Source organism: Actimicrobium sp. CCC2.4 (assembly GCF_034347385.1).
Taxonomy (GTDB): Bacteria; Pseudomonadota; Gammaproteobacteria; order Burkholderiales; family Burkholderiaceae_D; genus Actimicrobium.
Window position 1 is genome coordinate 3,943,486 of sequence record NZ_CP133777.1, and the last position, 17,253, is coordinate 3,960,738.

13 protein-coding genes are annotated in these 17,253 nt (G+C 62.2%); 5 read left to right on the forward strand and 8 right to left on the reverse strand.

Features of this window, described 5'->3' with window-relative positions:
• Positions 1–9: 9 nt before the first annotated feature.
• Positions 10–363: a hydroxyisourate hydrolase gene (gene uraH / locus RHM62_RS18180; RefSeq protein WP_322125445.1), complete on the reverse strand. Its 354-nt coding sequence runs from the start codon at positions 361–363 to the stop codon at positions 10–12.
• 133 nt (positions 364–496) lie between these two features.
• Here uraH and puuE point away from each other — a divergent pair, with 133 nt between their 5' ends.
• Genes puuE through RHM62_RS18195 form a run of 3 tightly spaced genes read left to right on the forward strand, consistent with a single transcriptional unit; the run spans position 497 to position 4,547 of the window.
• Positions 497–1,459 carry an allantoinase PuuE gene (gene puuE / locus RHM62_RS18185; RefSeq protein ID WP_322123431.1) on the forward strand — a complete coding sequence of 321 codons (963 nt, stop codon included), beginning with the start codon at positions 497–499 and terminating at the stop codon, positions 1,457–1,459.
• On the forward strand, positions 1,456–3,201 hold the full coding sequence (locus tag RHM62_RS18190) for an allantoate amidohydrolase (protein WP_322123432.1): 1,746 nt from the start codon (positions 1,456–1,458) through the stop codon (positions 3,199–3,201). The genes puuE and RHM62_RS18190 overlap by 4 nt, the downstream gene beginning before the upstream one ends.
• Positions 3,198–4,547 (forward strand): 8-oxoguanine deaminase, encoded by a 1,350-nt coding sequence (locus RHM62_RS18195; protein ID WP_322123433.1) that lies wholly within the window; start codon positions 3,198–3,200, stop codon positions 4,545–4,547. The genes RHM62_RS18190 and RHM62_RS18195 overlap by 4 nt, the downstream gene beginning before the upstream one ends.
• 193 nt (positions 4,548–4,740) lie before the next feature.
• On the opposite strand, the gene RHM62_RS18200 is transcribed toward RHM62_RS18195, so the two are convergent.
• The 4 genes from RHM62_RS18200 to RHM62_RS18215 form a co-directional block, all read right to left on the reverse strand.
• A complete protein-coding gene (locus RHM62_RS18200; protein ID WP_322123434.1) occupies positions 4,741–5,811 on the reverse strand; it encodes a BMP family ABC transporter substrate-binding protein in 1,071 nt (356 codons plus the stop codon).
• Positions 5,812–5,949: 138 nt separating this feature from the next.
• Positions 5,950–6,867 (reverse strand): ABC transporter permease, encoded by a 918-nt coding sequence (locus RHM62_RS18205; protein ID WP_322123435.1) that lies wholly within the window; start codon positions 6,865–6,867, stop codon positions 5,950–5,952.
• A complete protein-coding gene (locus tag RHM62_RS18210; RefSeq protein WP_322123436.1) occupies positions 6,867–7,928 on the reverse strand; it encodes an ABC transporter permease in 1,062 nt (353 codons plus the stop codon). The genes RHM62_RS18205 and RHM62_RS18210 overlap by 1 nt, the downstream gene beginning before the upstream one ends.
• On the reverse strand, positions 7,915–9,444 hold the full coding sequence (locus RHM62_RS18215) for an ABC transporter ATP-binding protein (RefSeq protein WP_416172338.1): 1,530 nt from the start codon (positions 9,442–9,444) through the stop codon (positions 7,915–7,917). Before RHM62_RS18215 ends, RHM62_RS18210 begins: the two co-directional genes overlap by 14 nt.
• A gap of 295 nt (positions 9,445–9,739) precedes the next feature.
• Between RHM62_RS18215 and RHM62_RS18220 the strand changes: the two genes are divergently transcribed.
• Positions 9,740–10,267, forward strand: coding sequence for a DUF4164 family protein (locus RHM62_RS18220; protein ID WP_322123438.1), 528 nt, complete (start codon positions 9,740–9,742; stop codon positions 10,265–10,267).
• Between the two features lie 292 nt (positions 10,268–10,559).
• The gene (locus tag RHM62_RS18225) at positions 10,560–11,411 is read left to right on the forward strand and encodes an outer envelope protein (protein WP_322123439.1); all 852 of its coding nucleotides are present in this window, start codon (positions 10,560–10,562) and stop codon (positions 11,409–11,411) included.
• A 123-nt stretch (positions 11,412–11,534) separates the two neighbouring features.
• Here the strand turns inward: RHM62_RS18225 and RHM62_RS18230 are convergent, their stop codons facing one another.
• From RHM62_RS18230 to RHM62_RS18240, 3 genes are all read right to left on the reverse strand, one after another.
• Complete coding sequence (locus RHM62_RS18230) at positions 11,535–12,422, reverse strand: dienelactone hydrolase family protein (RefSeq protein ID WP_322123440.1); 888 nt, start codon at positions 12,420–12,422, stop codon at positions 11,535–11,537.
• 78 nt (positions 12,423–12,500) lie between these two features.
• Positions 12,501–15,245 (reverse strand): DNA polymerase I, encoded by a 2,745-nt coding sequence (polA, locus tag RHM62_RS18235; protein ID WP_322123441.1) that lies wholly within the window; start codon positions 15,243–15,245, stop codon positions 12,501–12,503.
• Positions 15,246–15,631: 386 nt separating this feature from the next.
• Complete coding sequence (locus tag RHM62_RS18240; RefSeq protein WP_322125446.1) at positions 15,632–17,134, reverse strand: M48 family metalloprotease; 1,503 nt, start codon at positions 17,132–17,134, stop codon at positions 15,632–15,634.
• Positions 17,135–17,253 lie beyond the last annotated feature (119 nt).

Genomic DNA, 17,253 nt, shown 5'->3' on the forward strand with positions numbered 1-17,253 from the left:
CGCGGCGGATCAGCTGCCGCGATAGGTCGAATACGCCCACGGCGACACCAGCAGCGGCACGTGGTAATTCTCGGCCGCGCCGGCAATGCCGAAAGCCAGCGTCACGCGATCCACAAAACGCGGCAGCGGCACCACGACACCCTGCCCCTCGAAATACGCACCGGCAGCAAACACCAGTTCGTACAGCCCGGGCAGTAACTCATCGCCCGCCAACAGCGGCGCGTCGCAGCGCCCGTCACTGTTGGTGACAACACTGCGCAGCAATCGTCGGCTGCCCGATTCGATTGCGTACAATTCAATGGCGACACCGGCCGCCGGTTTGCCGCTGGTGATATCCAGCACATGGGTACTGAGCTTGCCCATTTCGTTCTCCATATCGGTTGCCTGAAACTACTTATCATCCAGATCATATAGGTGCACGGGTCAGCCGATATAGTATCTGGCGTATAGGTAGCATCGAGATCGCTTCCATTCATCATCCATTGCGAGGTAACGCGTGACCGACCCGACTCCGAATTATCCGCGTGACCTGATCGGCTACGGCGCCCGTCCGCCGCATCCGCACTGGCCGGACCAGGCCCGTATCGCGCTGCAATTCGTCCTCAATTACGAGGAAGGTAGCGAGAATTGCGTGCTGCATGGCGACCCGGCCTCTGAGACCTTTCTGTCCGAAATCATTGGCGCGCAAGCTTTTCCGATGCGCCACATGAGCATGGAATCGATGTATGAATACGGCGCGCGCGCCGGCCTGTGGCGGGTACTGCGACTGTTCGAGCAACGCGAATTGCCGCTGACGATCTTTGCCGTCGCGATGGCGCTGCAGCGTAATCCGGAAGCGGTCGCCGCCTTCGGTCAGCTCGGCCACGAAATCGCCTGTCACGGCTTGCGCTGGATCAGCTACCAGCAAGTCGATGTCGCTACCGAACGGGCGCACATGACCGAAGCGATCCGCCTCATGCGCGCACTGACCGGTGCCGCGCCGCTGGGCTGGTACACCGGCCGCGATTCGCCGGCCACCCGCCGGTTGCTGGTCGAGCACGGCGGCATGCGCTACGACGCCGACAGCTATGCCGACGATCTGCCGTTCTGGCAGCAGGTCGACATCACCGCCGCCGATGGCACTGCGCAGCGCAAATCGCACCTAGTGGTGCCGTACACGCTCGACACCAACGACATGCGCTTCGCCGCAGCACAGGGATTCAACAGCGGCACGCAGTTCTTCGATTACCTCAAGGATGCCTTCGACGTGCTGTACGAAGAAGGTGATCCGGACGGCCTGAACCAGCCAAAAATGCTGTCGGTCGGCCTGCACTGCCGCATCATCGGCCGACCCGGTCGCCTCGCCGCACTGAGTCGCTTCCTCGACTATGTGCAGGCGCATGACAAGGTGTGGATCACACGCCGCATCGATATCGCCGACCACTGGCACACCAACCATCCACCAAGGGCTGACGCATGACACCTACTTTAGCGACGCTCAACGACAGCGACAGCACGACCTTTGCCGGCACACTCGCGGGCATTTACGAACACTCGTCGTGGATACCGGAACGCACCGCAGCAGCACGTCCATTTCGCACATTAGCTGCCCTGAAACTGGCATTGCAAGCCACCGTCAGCGACGCCACCGAAGCCGAGCAACTGGGCCTGATCCGCGCCCATCCGGAGCTGGCCGGCAAGGCGGTCCTGACCACCGAATCAACCGGCGAGCAGGCCGCCGCCGGACTGCACCTGTGCAGCCCTGACGAATACGCCACGCTGCAGCAATGCAATGCCGACTACCAGGCGCGCTTCGATTTTCCATTCATCATCGCGGTCAAGGGTCCGGATGGATCGGGCTTGTCGCGCGCGGCCATCATCGCGGCCTTCACGCGCCGGCTGCGGCAACAGCGCACCGACGAGATCGCTGAAAACCTGCGTCAGATCCACCGTATCGCCGAACTGCGCCTCAACGCCCTGTTCGATTGCCAGCCGCTGCTGGGCCAGCAGATCATGCAATGGAGCGACACCCTCGGCGCCTGGTCCGATGACGCCAGCGGCCTGACCTGCGCCTACCTGACCGCCGCGCATCGCCGGACCGCCGCGCAACTGCTGCAATGGATGCAGGACGCCGGCATGGAAGCGCGCATCGACGCCGTCGGCAACGTGGTCGGCCTGTACCGCAGCCCGAACCCGCAAGCCAAAACCCTGATGACCGGTTCACATTACGACACCGTGCGCAACGGCGGCACCTACGATGGTCGCGAAGGCATCCTGCTGCCGATCGCCGTCATCGCCCACCTGCACCAGCGCGGCGAAACCCTGCCCTTCCATGTCGAGGTAATCGGCTTTGCCGAAGAAGAAGGCGTGCGCTACAAAAGCACTTTCCTGGGCAGCAATGCGATCACCGGCCACTTCGACATGTCGCTGCTGGCGCGCACCGATGCCGACGGCATCTCGATGCGCGACGCGCTCGAGCATGCCGGCCACGACTTCACGCAGATCGCCGCCATCGCCCGCCATCCGGCCGATTATCTCGGCTTCATTGAAGTCCATATCGAACAGGGACCGGTGCTCCTGCAACGCAACCTGCCGGTCGGCATCGTCACCTCGATCGCCGGCAGCTCGCGCTATCTGCTGACGCTGACCGGCGTGGCCAGCCATGCCGGCACCACGCCGATGACGATGCGCAAGGATGCTGCTGCCGCTGCGGCCGAAATCATCCTCGCGGTCGAACAGCGCTGCAGCATCGCGCCGTCGCTGGTCGGCACCGTCGGCCAGTTGCAGGTGCCGAACGGCTCGGTCAACGTGATCCCCGGCATGTGCCATCTGTCACTCGACATCCGCGCCGCCGATGATGCGGTGCGCGACGCCGCCGTAGCCGATATCCTGCGCACCGTCGATGCAATTTGCGCGCGACGTCAGATTGATGTGCAGCGCGAACTGACAATGCGTGCCGCCGCAGCACCGTGCGCGCCCTGGCTGATGCAGCAATTGTCGGCCGCCACCGAACGCGCCGGCGTACCGGCCTTTGAGCTGCTGTCGGGCGCCGGCCATGACGCGATGGCGCTGGTCACGCTGACCGATATCGCGATGCTGTTCACGCGCTGCGGCAACGGCGGCATCAGCCACAATCCGCTCGAAACAATGACCGCCGACGATGCCGAGTTGTCGGCGCAAATCCTGCTCGACTTCCTGCGCAACTTCACGCCCAAGGCATGAGCACGCTGCTGATCCGCCATGCCCGCGTGCTGGTAACGATGGATGACCAGCGCCGTGAAATCGCCGACGGTGCGGTCTTCATCCGCGACAACGTGATCGAGCAGGTCGGCCTCACTGCGGAGTTGCCCGGGCACGCCGACACCATCATCGACGCAACCGGCCAGGTCGTGCTGCCGGGCCTGGTCAACACCCATCACCACATGTTCCAGAGCCTGACCCGCGCGGTGCCGGCAGCACAGGATGCCGCGCTGTTCGACTGGCTCGGCCATCTGTATCCGATCTGGGCCGGACTGACGACGGCGATGATCCATGCATCGACCCAGACCGCGATGGCCGAACTGATGCTGTCGGGCTGCACCACCACCAGCGACCACCTGTACCTTTTTCCGAACGGTTGCCGGCTTGATGACAGCATCGATGCGGCGCAGGAAATCGGCATGCGCTTCCATGCCGCACGCGGCGCCATGAGCGTCGGCCAGTCGCAAGGCGGTTTGCCGCCGGACCGGCTGGTCGAAGACGAAGCCGCGATCCTGCGCGACACCCAGCGCCTGATCGAGACCTACCACAACAGCAGCCGCCACGCGATGCAGCGCATCGTGGTGGCACCGTGCTCGCCGTTTTCGGTCTCGCAAGACCTGATGCGCGAGTCGGCGCGGCTGGCGCGCAGCTTCGGCGTGTCGATGCACACGCATCTGGCCGAGAACAGCAGCGACGTCACCTACAGCCGTGAAAAATTCAACATGACACCGGCAGAATACGCCGAGGATTGCGGCTGGGTCGGCCACGATGTCTGGCACGCGCACTGCGTCCAGCTCGACCCGGCCGGCATCGCGCTGTTCGCCCGCACCGGCACCGGCGTCGCGCATTGCCCGTGCTCGAACATGCGACTGGCCTCGGGCATCGCGCCGGTGCGGGCCATGCTCGACCACGGCGTGCCGGTTGGTCTTGGCGTCGATGGCAGCGCCTCGAATGATGGCGCGCACATGCTGGGCGAAGTCCGGCAGGCGATGCTGCTGCAACGGGTCGGCTACGGCCCGGCCGCGATGACGGCGCGCCAGGCGCTGGAAATGGCCACGCTGGGCGGCGCGAAAGTGCTGAATCGCGACGACATCGGCGCGCTCTCACCGGGCATGTCGGCCGACGTGGTGATGTTCGATATGGAGCAGATCGGCTACGCCGGCGCGCTGCATGATCCGGTCGCGGCGCTGGTGTTTTGTACGCCGGCCAATGTGTCGAACAGCGTCATTAACGGACGCGTGGTGGTGCGGGACGGGCGCTGCGTGACGGTGGATCTGGGGCAGGTGCGGGAGCGGCATAACCGGCTGGCGGGGGAGTTGGTGGGGTGATGCAGGTGGGGTGATGCAGGTGGGGTGATGCAGGTCGGGTGAAATGCCCGGAGACAGGGCATTTGGTGCAATGCCCTGCGGTTATTGCACCCTACGCGAGGAACGGGTTTGAGCAACCGTGCGCGGAAGGTAGGGCGCAATAACCAACGGGCATTGCACCGGATGCATTGATCAACGTCGACAACGACAGCAATTACTTCGCCGGCAATTTCCCCGCCACGCCTTCAACGTAATAATCCATCTTGCTCAGCGCGTCATCACTCATCGGGCCTTTTTCCAGCCGGACCTTGCCTTCGTTATCCTTGACCGGACCGGCGAATGGCGTGAGGGTACCGGCGACGATTTCTTTCTCTTTCGTGGCAACCAGCAATTTCACATCGGCGGGTACGGCGGCGCTGATGTTTTCGAACTTGACCATGCCATCCTTGATGCCGCCCCAGACACTGGTCGGCTTCCACTTGCCATCGATGACGGCTTGCGCTTGCTGAGTGTAGTACGCACCCCAGTGATGGGTCACCGCGCCAAGCTGGGCTCTCGGGCCGAACTTTTTCATGTCGGAATGGTAGGCCACCGCGTACTTGCCTTTTTCTTCGGCTGCCTGCATCACGGCGGTCGAGTCGGTGTGGTTGGTGACGACGTCAGCGCCCTGCCCGATCAGCGTCAATGTCGCGTCGCGTTCCTTGCCCGGATCGAACCAGCTGTTGACCCAGATGACCTTGACTTCGGCTTTCGGGTCGATGCTGCGCATGCCGCGCGTGAAGGCGTTGATCCCCTGCAGCACTTCGGGAATCGGGAAGGCGGCGACGTAACCGGCCACGTGGGTGGTCGACATTTTTGCCGCCAGCACGCCAGCCAGATACCGTGCTTCATAGAAGCGCGCATTGGCGATGCCGACGTTGGCGGCGGTCTTGTAGCCGGTCAGGTGGATGAACTTGACGTCCGGATATTGTTTGGCGACTTTCAGGGTCGGGTTCATGTAACCAAACGAGGTCGTGATAATCAGCTTGTTGCCTTGCTGGGCGAGGTCGCTGATGACGCGTTCGGCGTCGGCGCCTTCGGGCACGTTCTCGACAAACTTGGTCTTGACCTTGGCACCGAGATTTTTTTCCATCTCCTTGCGGCCGATGTCGTGCTGGGTAGTCCAGCCGGCGTCGCCGATCGGGCTGACGTAGACAAACCCGACCCCGAGCGGCTCGGCGGCAAAGGCGCTGACCGACAGCAGGGCAGCGGCGGAAACAGCGCCACGGACGACATTTTTAAACATGGTTTTCCTCAAGGTATGGCTCCCGCGACAGGACGATGGACGGCGCTGCAGCACGCGGGCGAAGCACTGCAGCGACAGTTATTATGGCGATCCGCATCGTGCGCGTCATAACGAAACGGATATAGCGAGCATATGCGGCTACTGATTCGGATTGAAATTCTTCCCGAGCGATGCCGGCATGTTCAGGCGGATCCAGTTCGCATTGCGCGAGATCAGCACCAGCACGACGATGGTCGCCAGATACGGCAGCATCGACAGCAGTTGCGACGCGATCGGTACGCCCAGCCCTTGCAGGTGAAAGGTCAGGATGGTGACGCCGCCGAACAGGTAGGCACCACTGAGTACACGTGCCGGCCGCCAGGTCGCGAAGGTGGTCAGAGCCAGGGCGATCCAGCCGCGACCGGCCACCATCCCCTCGACCCACAACGGCGTGTAGACCAGCGACAAAAACGCCCCGGCCAGCCCGCAGCAGGCACCGCCAAACAGCAGCGCCGACAGCCGGATGCGGCGCACGTTGTAGCCGAGCGCATGGGCCGACGCCGGCGACTCGCCGACCGCGCGCAGGATCAGGCCGGCGCGGGTGCGGTACAAAAACCAGATGATCGCGCCGCACAGCGCCATCGACAGATACACCATCGGATGCTGGCGGAACAGCGCGGCACCGAGGAACGGGATATCACCCAGCAAGGGCACGGCGGAGCGGGTGTTGCTCAGGCTCTGGCCGACGTAGCTGATGCCGATATAGGCCGATGCGCCGGCGCCGAACAGCGACAGCGCCAGTCCGGTTGCATATTGGTTGGCACCGAGCCAGACCGTCATCAGCGCAAAGAAGCCGGCCAGCAGCGCACCGGCCAGCGCACCGGCCACGAAACCCAGCGGCACGCTGCCGGTGTGGATCGTGATCGCAAAGCCGATCACGGCGGCCATCAGCATCATGCCTTCGGCACCGAGGTTGACGACGCCGGATTTTTCATTGATCAGCAAACCGAGCGCGGCCAGCAGCAAAGGCGTGCCGGCATTGATCGATGCCGCAATCAGCGGCGCAAAGGATTCCATTATTTTCTCCAGCGCAGGTGATAGCGGATCAGGACATCGCAGGCCAGCAAGGCAAACAGCAGGATGCCCTGGAACACGCCCGTGATTGCGCTCGGCATGCCCAGACGCGATTGCGCCAGCTCGCCACCGATGTAAAACAGCGCCATGATGAAGCTCGAAAAAATCACGCCGACCGGATGCAGCCGACCGACATACGCGACGATGATGGCCGCAAAACCGTAGCCGGGCGAGACCGACGGCGTCAGTTGCCCGATCGGCCCGATGACTTCGCAGACACCGGCCAGTCCGGACAGCGCACCGCAGACCAGCATCGCTGTCCACAGCGATTTGCGCGACGAGAAACCGGCGTAGCGCGCTGCCAGCGGTGCCATGCCACCGATCTGCAGGCGCAGGCCGGCGAAGCTCTTCGACAGGAATATCCAGCCCAGCAGTGCCGCGCCCAGCGCCAGCAGGATACCGATATGCAGGCGCGTATGCGGCACCAGAATCGGCAGCAGGAAGCCGTCGGAAAACATTTTCGATTGCGGAAAATTGAAGCCGTCCGGATCTTTCAGCACGCCATGCACGAGGTAGCTCAGCAGCAGCTGCGCGACATACACCAGCATCAGCGACACCAGGATTTCGCTGGTATTGAAGCGGTCGCGCAGGAACGCGGTGATCGCCGCCCACGCCATCCCGCCCAGCATGCCGGCCACCAGCACCGCCGTGATCAGCAGCGGTCCGCCGCCGGAGCCGTCGTCAAAATACAGTGCGGCTGCGCCACCGCTGATCGCGCCGACCACCAGCTGGCCTTCGGCCCCGATATTGAATACGTTGGCCCGGAAGCACACTGCCAGCCCGATCGCAATCATCAGTAGCGGCGCGACCTTGACGCCGACTTCGGTCCAGCCGCGCACATTTTTCAGCGGCTCGATAAAAAATACCGCCAGCCCGGTCAGCGGATTCTTGCCCAGCGCGATGAACAGCAGCGCGCCGCACAGTACCGTCAGCAGCACCGCCAGCAGCGGCGAGCACCACGCCATCAGCGTCGACGGATGGGCGCGCGCCTCAAGCCGGAGCATGGGCAGCCTCCTTGCCGGCGTCGTCCCACAAGCCGCTCATCCACTGGCCGATCTGGTCGATGGTGGCATCGGCGCGCGGGATCGCGGGCGAGACCCGTCCCTTGGCAATGACGATCAGGCGGTCGGCAATTTCAAACAATTCGTCCAGCTCCTCGGAAATGACCAGCAAGGCACAACCGGCATCGCGCAGGGCCAGCAGTTCGGCGCGGATCTGCGCCGCTGCGCCGACATCGACGCCCCAGGTCGGTTGCGCCACCAGCAGCATCGTCGGCGCGCGCAGGATCTCGCGCCCGACGATGTATTTTTGCAGGTTGCCGCCGGACAGACTATTGGCAGCAGCCTGCGGACCAGCGGCTTTCACATTGAAGCGCGCGATCACCGACGCGGCGATATCGGCGATCGCCTTGAGGCGCACCATGCCACCCCGCACAGTGGTCGCCGTCTGATGCGACAACAGGACGTTGAGCGCCAGCGACAGCTCCGGCACGGCACCGCGACCAAGCCGTTCTTCGGGCACAAACCCCATTCCCAGCGCGCGCCGGCCGGCTGCATTGAGCCGGCCGACCGCTTGCTCATGCAGCACAATCATCGCCGCATCGGCACGCGGATCTTCGCCCGACAGCGCGGCCAGCAACTCTTGCTGGCCATTGCCGGACACCCCGGCGATGCCGAGGATTTCACCGGCACGGACCTCAAAACTGATGGCCGACAAGGCGGTCGCGAACGGATGATTTTTCGGCAGCGACAGCCCGTTGACCTCCAGCACCGTGGCGCCCGGCTCGCGCGCCACATGCTGCATCGCCGGCGGCTCGGTGCCGATCATCATGCGCGACAGGCTGGCGGCGGTCTCATTGCGCGGATCGCAGACGCCGGTGACTTTGCCGCCACGCATGACGGTGCAGGTGTGGCACAGCGCGCGGATTTCATCGAGCTTGTGGCTGATGTACAGGATGCTGCAGCCTTCGGCGGCCAGCTTGCGCAAGGTGCCGAAGAGTTTCTCGACTGCCTGCGGCGTGAGCACCGAGGTCGGTTCGTCGAGGATCAGTAATTGCGGTTTGGCCAGCAAGGCGCGGACAATTTCGACGCGCTGGCATTCGCCGACTGACAGCGTGTGGACATGGCGTTGCGGTTCGAGCTCCAGCCCGTATTCGGCGGCAACGGCCGTGATGCGCAGCGCCAGTTCATCGAGACGGGTGCCCTTCGGCAAACCGAGCGCAATGTTTTCGACCACGGTGAGCGTGTCGAACAGCGAAAAATGCTGGAACACCATCGCAATGCCGAGCTGGCGCGCAGCCGACGGATTATCGATCGTGGTGACTGCGCCATTCCAGCAGAGCTCGCCGGCATCGGGCTTGACGGCGCCGTAGATGATCTTCATCAGCGTCGATTTGCCGGCACCGTTTTCACCGAGCACGGCATGGATCTCGCCCGCTTGCACGGTCAGGTCGATGCGGTCATTGGCAATCACGGCCGGATAGCGTTTGGTCATCGCACGCAGCGTCAGGCGGGGCGGCATGTCTGGAGCTGATTCATCGCTCATCGTCGTAAGGCTCCGGATTTTTTTCTCCCGTTAAAGTACGCCGGATTATCCGCTTCAATATGCGGTTGCGGGGATGGGGGATATAGCGAACGCAATATAGCCGCAGAATCGATGACCGGCGGGGTTTTTTGAATACCACAGCGACATGCTTATTTTTTTGTTTTGCCTTGAGCTACGCGCCGGCACAGCAATCGGACGCGGGAACAATAGAGATCTGGGCTATCGTCCTGAAAATCCTCTGCTATCCTGCCACCAAGGAACCTGAATGATCATGAGCCATCCCTTCGATACACTCGACTATGCAAAGAGACTAGCCTCGGCCGGCTTGCCGGTCCAACAGGCTGAACTGCAAGCGCACTTGCTTGGCGATGTGCTGGGAAAGTCGGTCGCCTCACCAGATGATCTGGATGCACTGAGCCAGCATCTTTCCAGCAAAATGGACAACCAGGAACAACGCAGCGAAAGCAAAATTGACAACCTGGAACAGCGTATCGAAAGCAAAATCGATAGCCTGGAGCAGCGCATCGAAAGCAAAATCGAGAACCTGGAACAACGTATCGACAACAAAATCGACAGCCTTGAACAACGCATCGAAAGCAAAATCGACGGCCTGGAACAACGCATCGAGAGCACAGTGGACAAGCTCGAACTACGCGTCGATAACAAGATGGCCGTCTATGCCCGTAACGTCGATACCCGACTCACCGGAATGACCGGTGACATCACCCTGCTGAAATGGATGACCGGCACCACGATCGGACTGCTCTTCACCGTCCTGTTCAAGCTCTTCCAGCACTAATTCCGACCGTCATCGCGACATCGCACCCGCCCTGCCCGCCTGCACTCTCCTTCCAATAAGTGTTGTATTTTGGTATCGCGCAATCCGGTAGCAATTCCCCGGCAACCGCCCGACCCGCGCGCCTGCTGGGGCGACACCATCGCGCTTGCCGACATCTGTCTATCGATATACCCACTATTCAAAAATTTCACTGGCGTAATAGTGTGAATCCCGCATGATCGCACCGCTGCCAGCCTTTCTGGCTCCACCCAAACACCCGCCGCCCGCGCATAAAAACCAAAATGGAGTTGTCATGTCCTGTCTCAAGAAAAGCCCGCTTGTTTCCGCCGCTGCCCTCGCTACCCTGTTGCTCGCCGGTGGCGCTGCCCAGGCAGCCGACTGGAGCGATACCTATCTTGGTTACCGTTACGGCACGCAGTTCGCCGAGCCGTACAACCAGAAAGACATCAGCAAGAATATTTTTTCGCTGACCCATGCCAGCGGCTACAAATACGGCACCAACTTTCTGAACGTTGACGTGCTGCTGTCGGACAGCAAGGATCCGGCCAAAACGAGTACTTCCAGTGGTGCGCAAGAAATTTACATCGTGTATCGCCACACGCTGGACGTCGGCAAAATCACCGGATCACCGATCGCGTTCGGTCCGGTCCGCGGCGTCGGCATTACCGGCGGCTTTGATGTCAATACCAAAAACGATGCCGGCTACGGTTCCAAGAAACGCATGCTGGTACTGGGCCCGACGTTGATGATGGATGTGCCCGGCTTCCTGAACCTGAGCGTGCTGTTGCTCAAGGAAAGCAACCAGCCGTATTTCATCAACGAGCGTTATACCTACAAGCTGCATCCGATGCTCAGCGCCGCCTGGGGTATCCCGCTGCCAGTCAGCGCGGTACCGACCTCGTTCGAAGGCTATGCCAATTTCATCGCTGCCAAAGGCAAGGACGAAGTCGGCATGGGCACCTCACCGGAAACCAATATCGACATGCAAGTCATGTTCGATGTCGGTTCGCTGTCCGGCATGGGCAAGAACACGTTCCGTCTGGGCGTCGAATACCAGTATTGGAAAAACAAGTTCGGCGGTTCGGCATCGATCGCCGGCACCAAGGCCAGCACGCCGATGGTTCGACTGGAATACCATTTCTAGGAATCACAGTGCATTCGGTGCAATGCCCTGCGGTTATTGCACCCAACGACCTGCTTCATAAAAAAGGCCACCGCGCGGCAATTGCCGGGCGGTGGCCTTTTCCATTGCGCGGTGATTAACTGGCTACGCAACTCCGTGCGCAGTGAACCACGCCAGACATTTCTTCCAGCCTTCCTTCGCATCCGCCTCGACATAGCTGGCCCGGTAATCGGCATGGAATGCATGCCCTGAATTCGGGAACACGACGAACTCGGATTGGCTCTTGCCCGTGGCCAGCGCGGCCTTCATCGTCGCGATACTGTCCTGCGAAATACCGGTGTCCTTGCCGCCATACAGGCCCAGCACAGGCACGGTCAGCGCCGGTGCCAGCTCGGTCGCCGACATCGGATTGAGCGCCGACCTGGTGCCCTGCAACTGGCCGTACCACGCCACACCGGCGCGTACTTGCGGGTTGTGCGCCGAATACAGCCAGGTAATCCGTCCGCCCCAGCAGAATCCCGTGATACCCATCCGTGAGGTATCGCCACCATTGGCTTTTGCATACGCGACCACGGCATCGAGGTCGGTCATCACTTGCTGGTCCGGCACTTTCGAGACGACGCTCTTGATCAGCTCCGGGATCGATATCGCTGCCTTGGCATCGCCCTGCCGTACGAACAGGTCCGGTGCCAGCGCCAGATAACCGAGCTTGGCAAAGCGCCGCGCGACATCGGCGATGTGTTCGTGCACGCCAAAAATTTCGGAGATCACCAGGATCACCGGCAGCTTGGTTTTGCCAGCCGGTTGGGCGCGGTACACAGGGACTTGTTCGCCATTGACGGTCAGGCTGATGGTACCGGCGGTCAGGCCATCGGTATCGGTCATGATCATCGTCTGCGCGGCGACCGGCATCACGGCGGCGGCGAAGCCGGTACCGATCGAGACCTTCATGAACGTGCGCCGGTCGAAGCCGTCCGGAAAAGCGCTTGCGCCTATCAGGGAGGCGGCGTCCTGTTTTTGGTGATCATCCATGGCTATCCTTAGTTTAAGTAGTCAAACGGTCAACGAAAAATGCAGCGGCAATCATAATCAATCCGGCACGATCGCGCTTCAGTGTGCCTCGTCCCAATTCTTGCCGATACCGACTTCGGCCGTCAGCGGCACCTTCAGCTCGGCCACGCCGGCCATCAGCGCCGGCAATTTCACCCGCACCAGTTCCAGCTCTTCCTGCGGCACTTCAAGCACCAGTTCATCGTGCACCTGCATCACCATCAGCGACTTGAGTCCGTCGGCTTCGAGCCAGCCCTGCACTGCCACCATCGACAGCTTGATCAGGTCAGCCGCCGTGCCCTGCATAGGCGCGTTGATCGCGGCGCGCTCGGCACCTTGCCGGCGCGGACCGTTCGGCGAATTGATTTCGGGCAGCCACAGGCGGCGTCCGAACACCGTCTCGACATAGCCATGCGCCTTGGCTTTCAGGCGCGTCTCGTCCATGAATTGCTTGACCCCGGAAAAGCGCGCGAAGTACTTGTCGATGTAGCTCTGCGCAGCACCGCGCTCGATGCCGAGATTGCCGGCCAGCCCGAACGCGCTCATCCCGTAGATCAGGCCGAAGTTGATGACCTTGGCATAGCGACGCTGCTCAGTCGTCACGTCGGCAGCGCCAGTCGAAAAGATTTCGGCAGCGGTAGCACGATGGATGTCGATGCCGTCGGCAAACGCGCGCAGCATGTTGGCGTCGCCGGACAGGTGCGCCATGATGCGCAATTCGATCTGCGAATAATCGGCCGAGACGATCACGCTGCCGGCCGGCGCGACGAAGGCTTCGCGCACACGCCGGCCTTCGGCGGTACGGATCGGGATGTTCTGCAGGTTCGGTTCGTTCGAGGCCAGCCGGCCGGTCACGGCCACCGTCTGCGCATAGTTGGTATGGACCCGGCCGGTGGTCGGGTCGATCATCTTCGGCAGCTTGTCGGTGTAGGTCGATTTCAGTTTCGACAGGCTGCGGTATTCGAGCAGCACTTTCGGCAGCGGGTAATCTTCGGCCAGCTTGGCGAGCACTTCTTCATCGGTCGAGGGTGCGCCGGACGGCGTCTTCTTGACCACCGGCAGCTGCAGTTTTTCAAAGAAGATTTCACCGATCTGCTTCGGTGAATTCAGGTTGAAGGGCTGGCCGGCGAGCTCAAAGGCCGAGGTCTCGATTTCCAGCATCCGCTTGCCGAGTTCATGCGACTGAACCTGCAAAATGCCGGTATCGATCAGCACGCCGTTGCGCTCGATCTTCTGCAGCACGACCGCAGTCGGCACTTCGATTTTTTCGTAGACGAACAGCAGCCCCTCGTCGCTGGTCACTTGCGGCAGCATGGCCTGATGCAGTTGCAGCGTGATGTCGGCATCCTCGGCGGCGTATTCGGTGGCGCGGGCGATGTCGACCTGGTCGAAGCAGATTTGCGAGGCGCCCTTGCCGCAGACTTCCTGGAAGGTGATCGTGGTGCGGCCCAGATGACGCAGCGCGAGGCTGTCCATGTCATGGCTGCGGTGCGATTCAAAGACATACGATTCGAGCATCGTGTCATGCGCGATGCCGCGCAAGGTGATGCCGTGGTTGGCAAAAATATGGCTGTCGTACTTCAGGTTCTGGCCGACCTTGGGCTTGGCCGGATCTTCGAGCCAGGCCTGCAATTTACCGAGCACCAGTTCGCGCGACAACTGCACAGGCGCATCGGCATAGCGATGCGCGACCGGAATATACGCCGCGACACCCGGCTCGCAGCACAACGAGATACCGACCAATTGCGCCTGCAGCGGCACCAGCGAGGTGGTTTCAGTATCGATGGAAGTCAGCGCGGCGGCATCGATGACGGCCAGCCAGCGATCGAGGTCGGCTTCGGTCAGGATGGTGTCGTAGCGCTGTTCGGCCGGGGCAGCAGGCGCATCGAACAAGCCGCTTTGTGCGTCGGCGGGTGCGGCAGTCGCAACGACCTCTTCTGCACTGGCCGCCGTCGCTTCCCGCAGCCAGGTCTTGAACCCGAAGCGCGCATACAGGTCGATCATCTTCGCCGGGTCCTGCTCCTTGGCCTGCAGCGATTCCGGGATCGACACCATATGGTCCACCAGATCGCAATCGGTCTTCACAGTAATCAGCACCTTGGCTTGCGGCAGCCAGTCCAGCGCCTTGCGCAAGTTCTCGCCAACCGCGCCGCCGATGGTCGCCGCATTCTCGACGATGCCATCGAGCGTGCCGTATTGCGTGAGCCATTTGACGGCGGTCTTCGGACCGACCTTGGAGACGCCCGGCACGTTGTCGACGGTGTCGCCGATCAGGGTCAGGTAATCGACGATGCGCTCGGGCGGCACGCCGAATTTGGCCAGCACGCCATCGCGATCGAGCCGTTCGTTGCTCATCGTGTTGATCAGCATGACGTCGTCATTGACCAGTTGCGCGAGGTCCTTGTCGCCGGTCGAGATCACCGCCTTCATGCCATGCCTGACCGCGTCGACGGCCAGCGTGCCGATGACGTCATCGGCTTCGACACCCTCGACCATGATCAGCGGCCAACCCATCGCCCGCACTGCTTCGTGGATCGGATCGACCTGACGCGCCAGATCCTCAGGCATCGACGCGCGCTGCGCCTTGTATTCGGCATACAGGTCATCGCGGAAGGTCTTGCCCTTGGCATCGAAGACGCAGGCAATGTAGGCCGCCGGAAAATCGCTGCGCAAGCGGCGCAGCATGTTGATGATCCCGTACAGCGCACCGGTGGGCGCGCCCTCCTTGTTGCGCAGATCGGGCAGCGCATGGAAAGCGCGGTACAGGTAGCTGGAACCATCGACTAACAGCAGGGTATTTTGCATGGGGAACGGACCGGAAATTGAGGGGTGTGGACGCGCGCGGGCGGCGTCGTGATGCGCCCGATTATCGCAGACTTGCAGCGCGCGGTAACGCTCCGCACCCGTCACCAAGCAGGGGGTAAGAACCGCAGGGCATTGCACCCTACGTTCTGCAAACGCGAGTTCACGGGGTCAGAGTTTTTTTCGCAGGCCGTATCGCGAAAATTACTCTGACCCCGTGAACGGATCACGAAGCGCGGCCGGTCGCGTCGTGTTGCACTCCGAATCCGCAAGCAGGGTCAGAGTAATTTTCGCGGTGAAGCGTCGCGAAAAAAAACTCTGACCCTGGTTGCTGCTGATGTCGTTTGCTACGCTTGGAAAAACCACAGGATGCACCGGCACCACCGCCATCACTTCTCCCGCTTGCTATTAGCCAGCTCTTCCTTCCAGCGCACCTCCAGATCACGCTCGCGCGCATCCACCAGCGCCTGGTCATAAAACGTCGCATCCGGCGCAGTGCGGGCAATCCGCAGCTGATCCATCGCGGCTTGCAGGCTACCTCTCAACGCATACGATTCGGCCAGTGCCAGATGCTGCAGCACGCGCTTGCCCTGCGTCGAATACACCTTGGCCAACTGGTCCTGCACGTCGGGGTCGGCCCGGTACAACTGCGCCTGGTCACGCAGATACGCCAGCGCCTCGTCGGTGCGCCCGACCGCCAGCAACACGTCGGCATACCGCCGCGCCAGCCCGCGCGACAACGGAAAACGATGCCGCGCGGCGTCGGCCAGGCTGACTGCTTCGGTGGCTTTTCCGGACGCCAGTAACAGCTCGATACCCAGATAATCCAGCACGCTGCTCTCGCCGCCATTGCGCGGTGCGCCACTGCGCAAGGCAGTGCGGGCATCCTGCAGCAAGGCCAGCGCCGTAGCGAACTCGCTGCGCCGGAAGGCCACCAGCGCCAGCCCGTATTTGCCGGCGACCGTCTGGGTGCGGGTTTGCTGCAGCAATTGCGCGCGGTAGATGTCGCTGGCATCGCGCCAGCCTTGCGAGGTGTCGTCCTGCAGCACGCGCATGCGCGCCCGGATCAGCTGGAAATCCACGTTGTCGGCATGTTGCCGGTAGCGCTGGTCACGGATGCGCGCCTCGATATCGGCGATGCGTTCGGTGGTCAGCGGATGCGAGCGCAAATAGGCCGGCAGGTAATCCGAATACCCGCTCGAGGCGCTTTGCATGCGCCCGAAAAAAGTCACCATGCCGGCGGTTTCGAAACCGGCATCGCGCAGGATCTGCAAGCCGACGCGATCGGCTTCGCGCTCGGCATCGCGGCTGAAATTGAGCTGGCGCTGCAATGCCACGCCTTGCGATCCGATCAGCAACGCCGCCGACGCATCCGTATTCGAGCGCGCCGCCAGCACCGCCAGAATCGCCCCGGCCAGCGGGATCAGCATGTCCTGCTTTTGCTGGCCGAGCATGCGCGCGATGTGGCGCTGGGCGACATGGCCGATCTCGTGCGCGACCACCGAGGCCAGTTCGGATTCGGACTGCGCCGCGATCAGCAGCGCCGAGTGCACGGCAATGAAACCGCCCGGCAGCGCAAAGGCATTGAGCATCGGATCGCGCACCGCAAAAAAGAAAAAATCGTAGCCCGCCTCGCCGCGCGCTTCCGGCCGCGCGGCCAGCAACTGGTTGCCGAAATTATTGAGGTAGTCGAGCGTCGGCGCATCGTCGAGATAATCGCGATCGCGCCGGATGTCACGCATGATGTACTCGCCCAGCTTGCGTTCGGTCAGTGGCGACAGCGACTCGCGTTCGGAGTCGCCGAGGCTGGGCAGGCGGACGTCATCGTTGAGATTGGCGGCGGCGCGAACCGGTTGGAGCGGCAATGCAAAGCACGCGATCGCGGCGACCACCGCCAGGACACGGCGGGCGGCGGACAGGCAGATCGGGGAGGTGGGCAGGCATCCGGCAAGTGATTTCACGGTGCTATGATACCCGCTCGCCGGCCTTGCGCGCCGCTCCAGCCACCCTG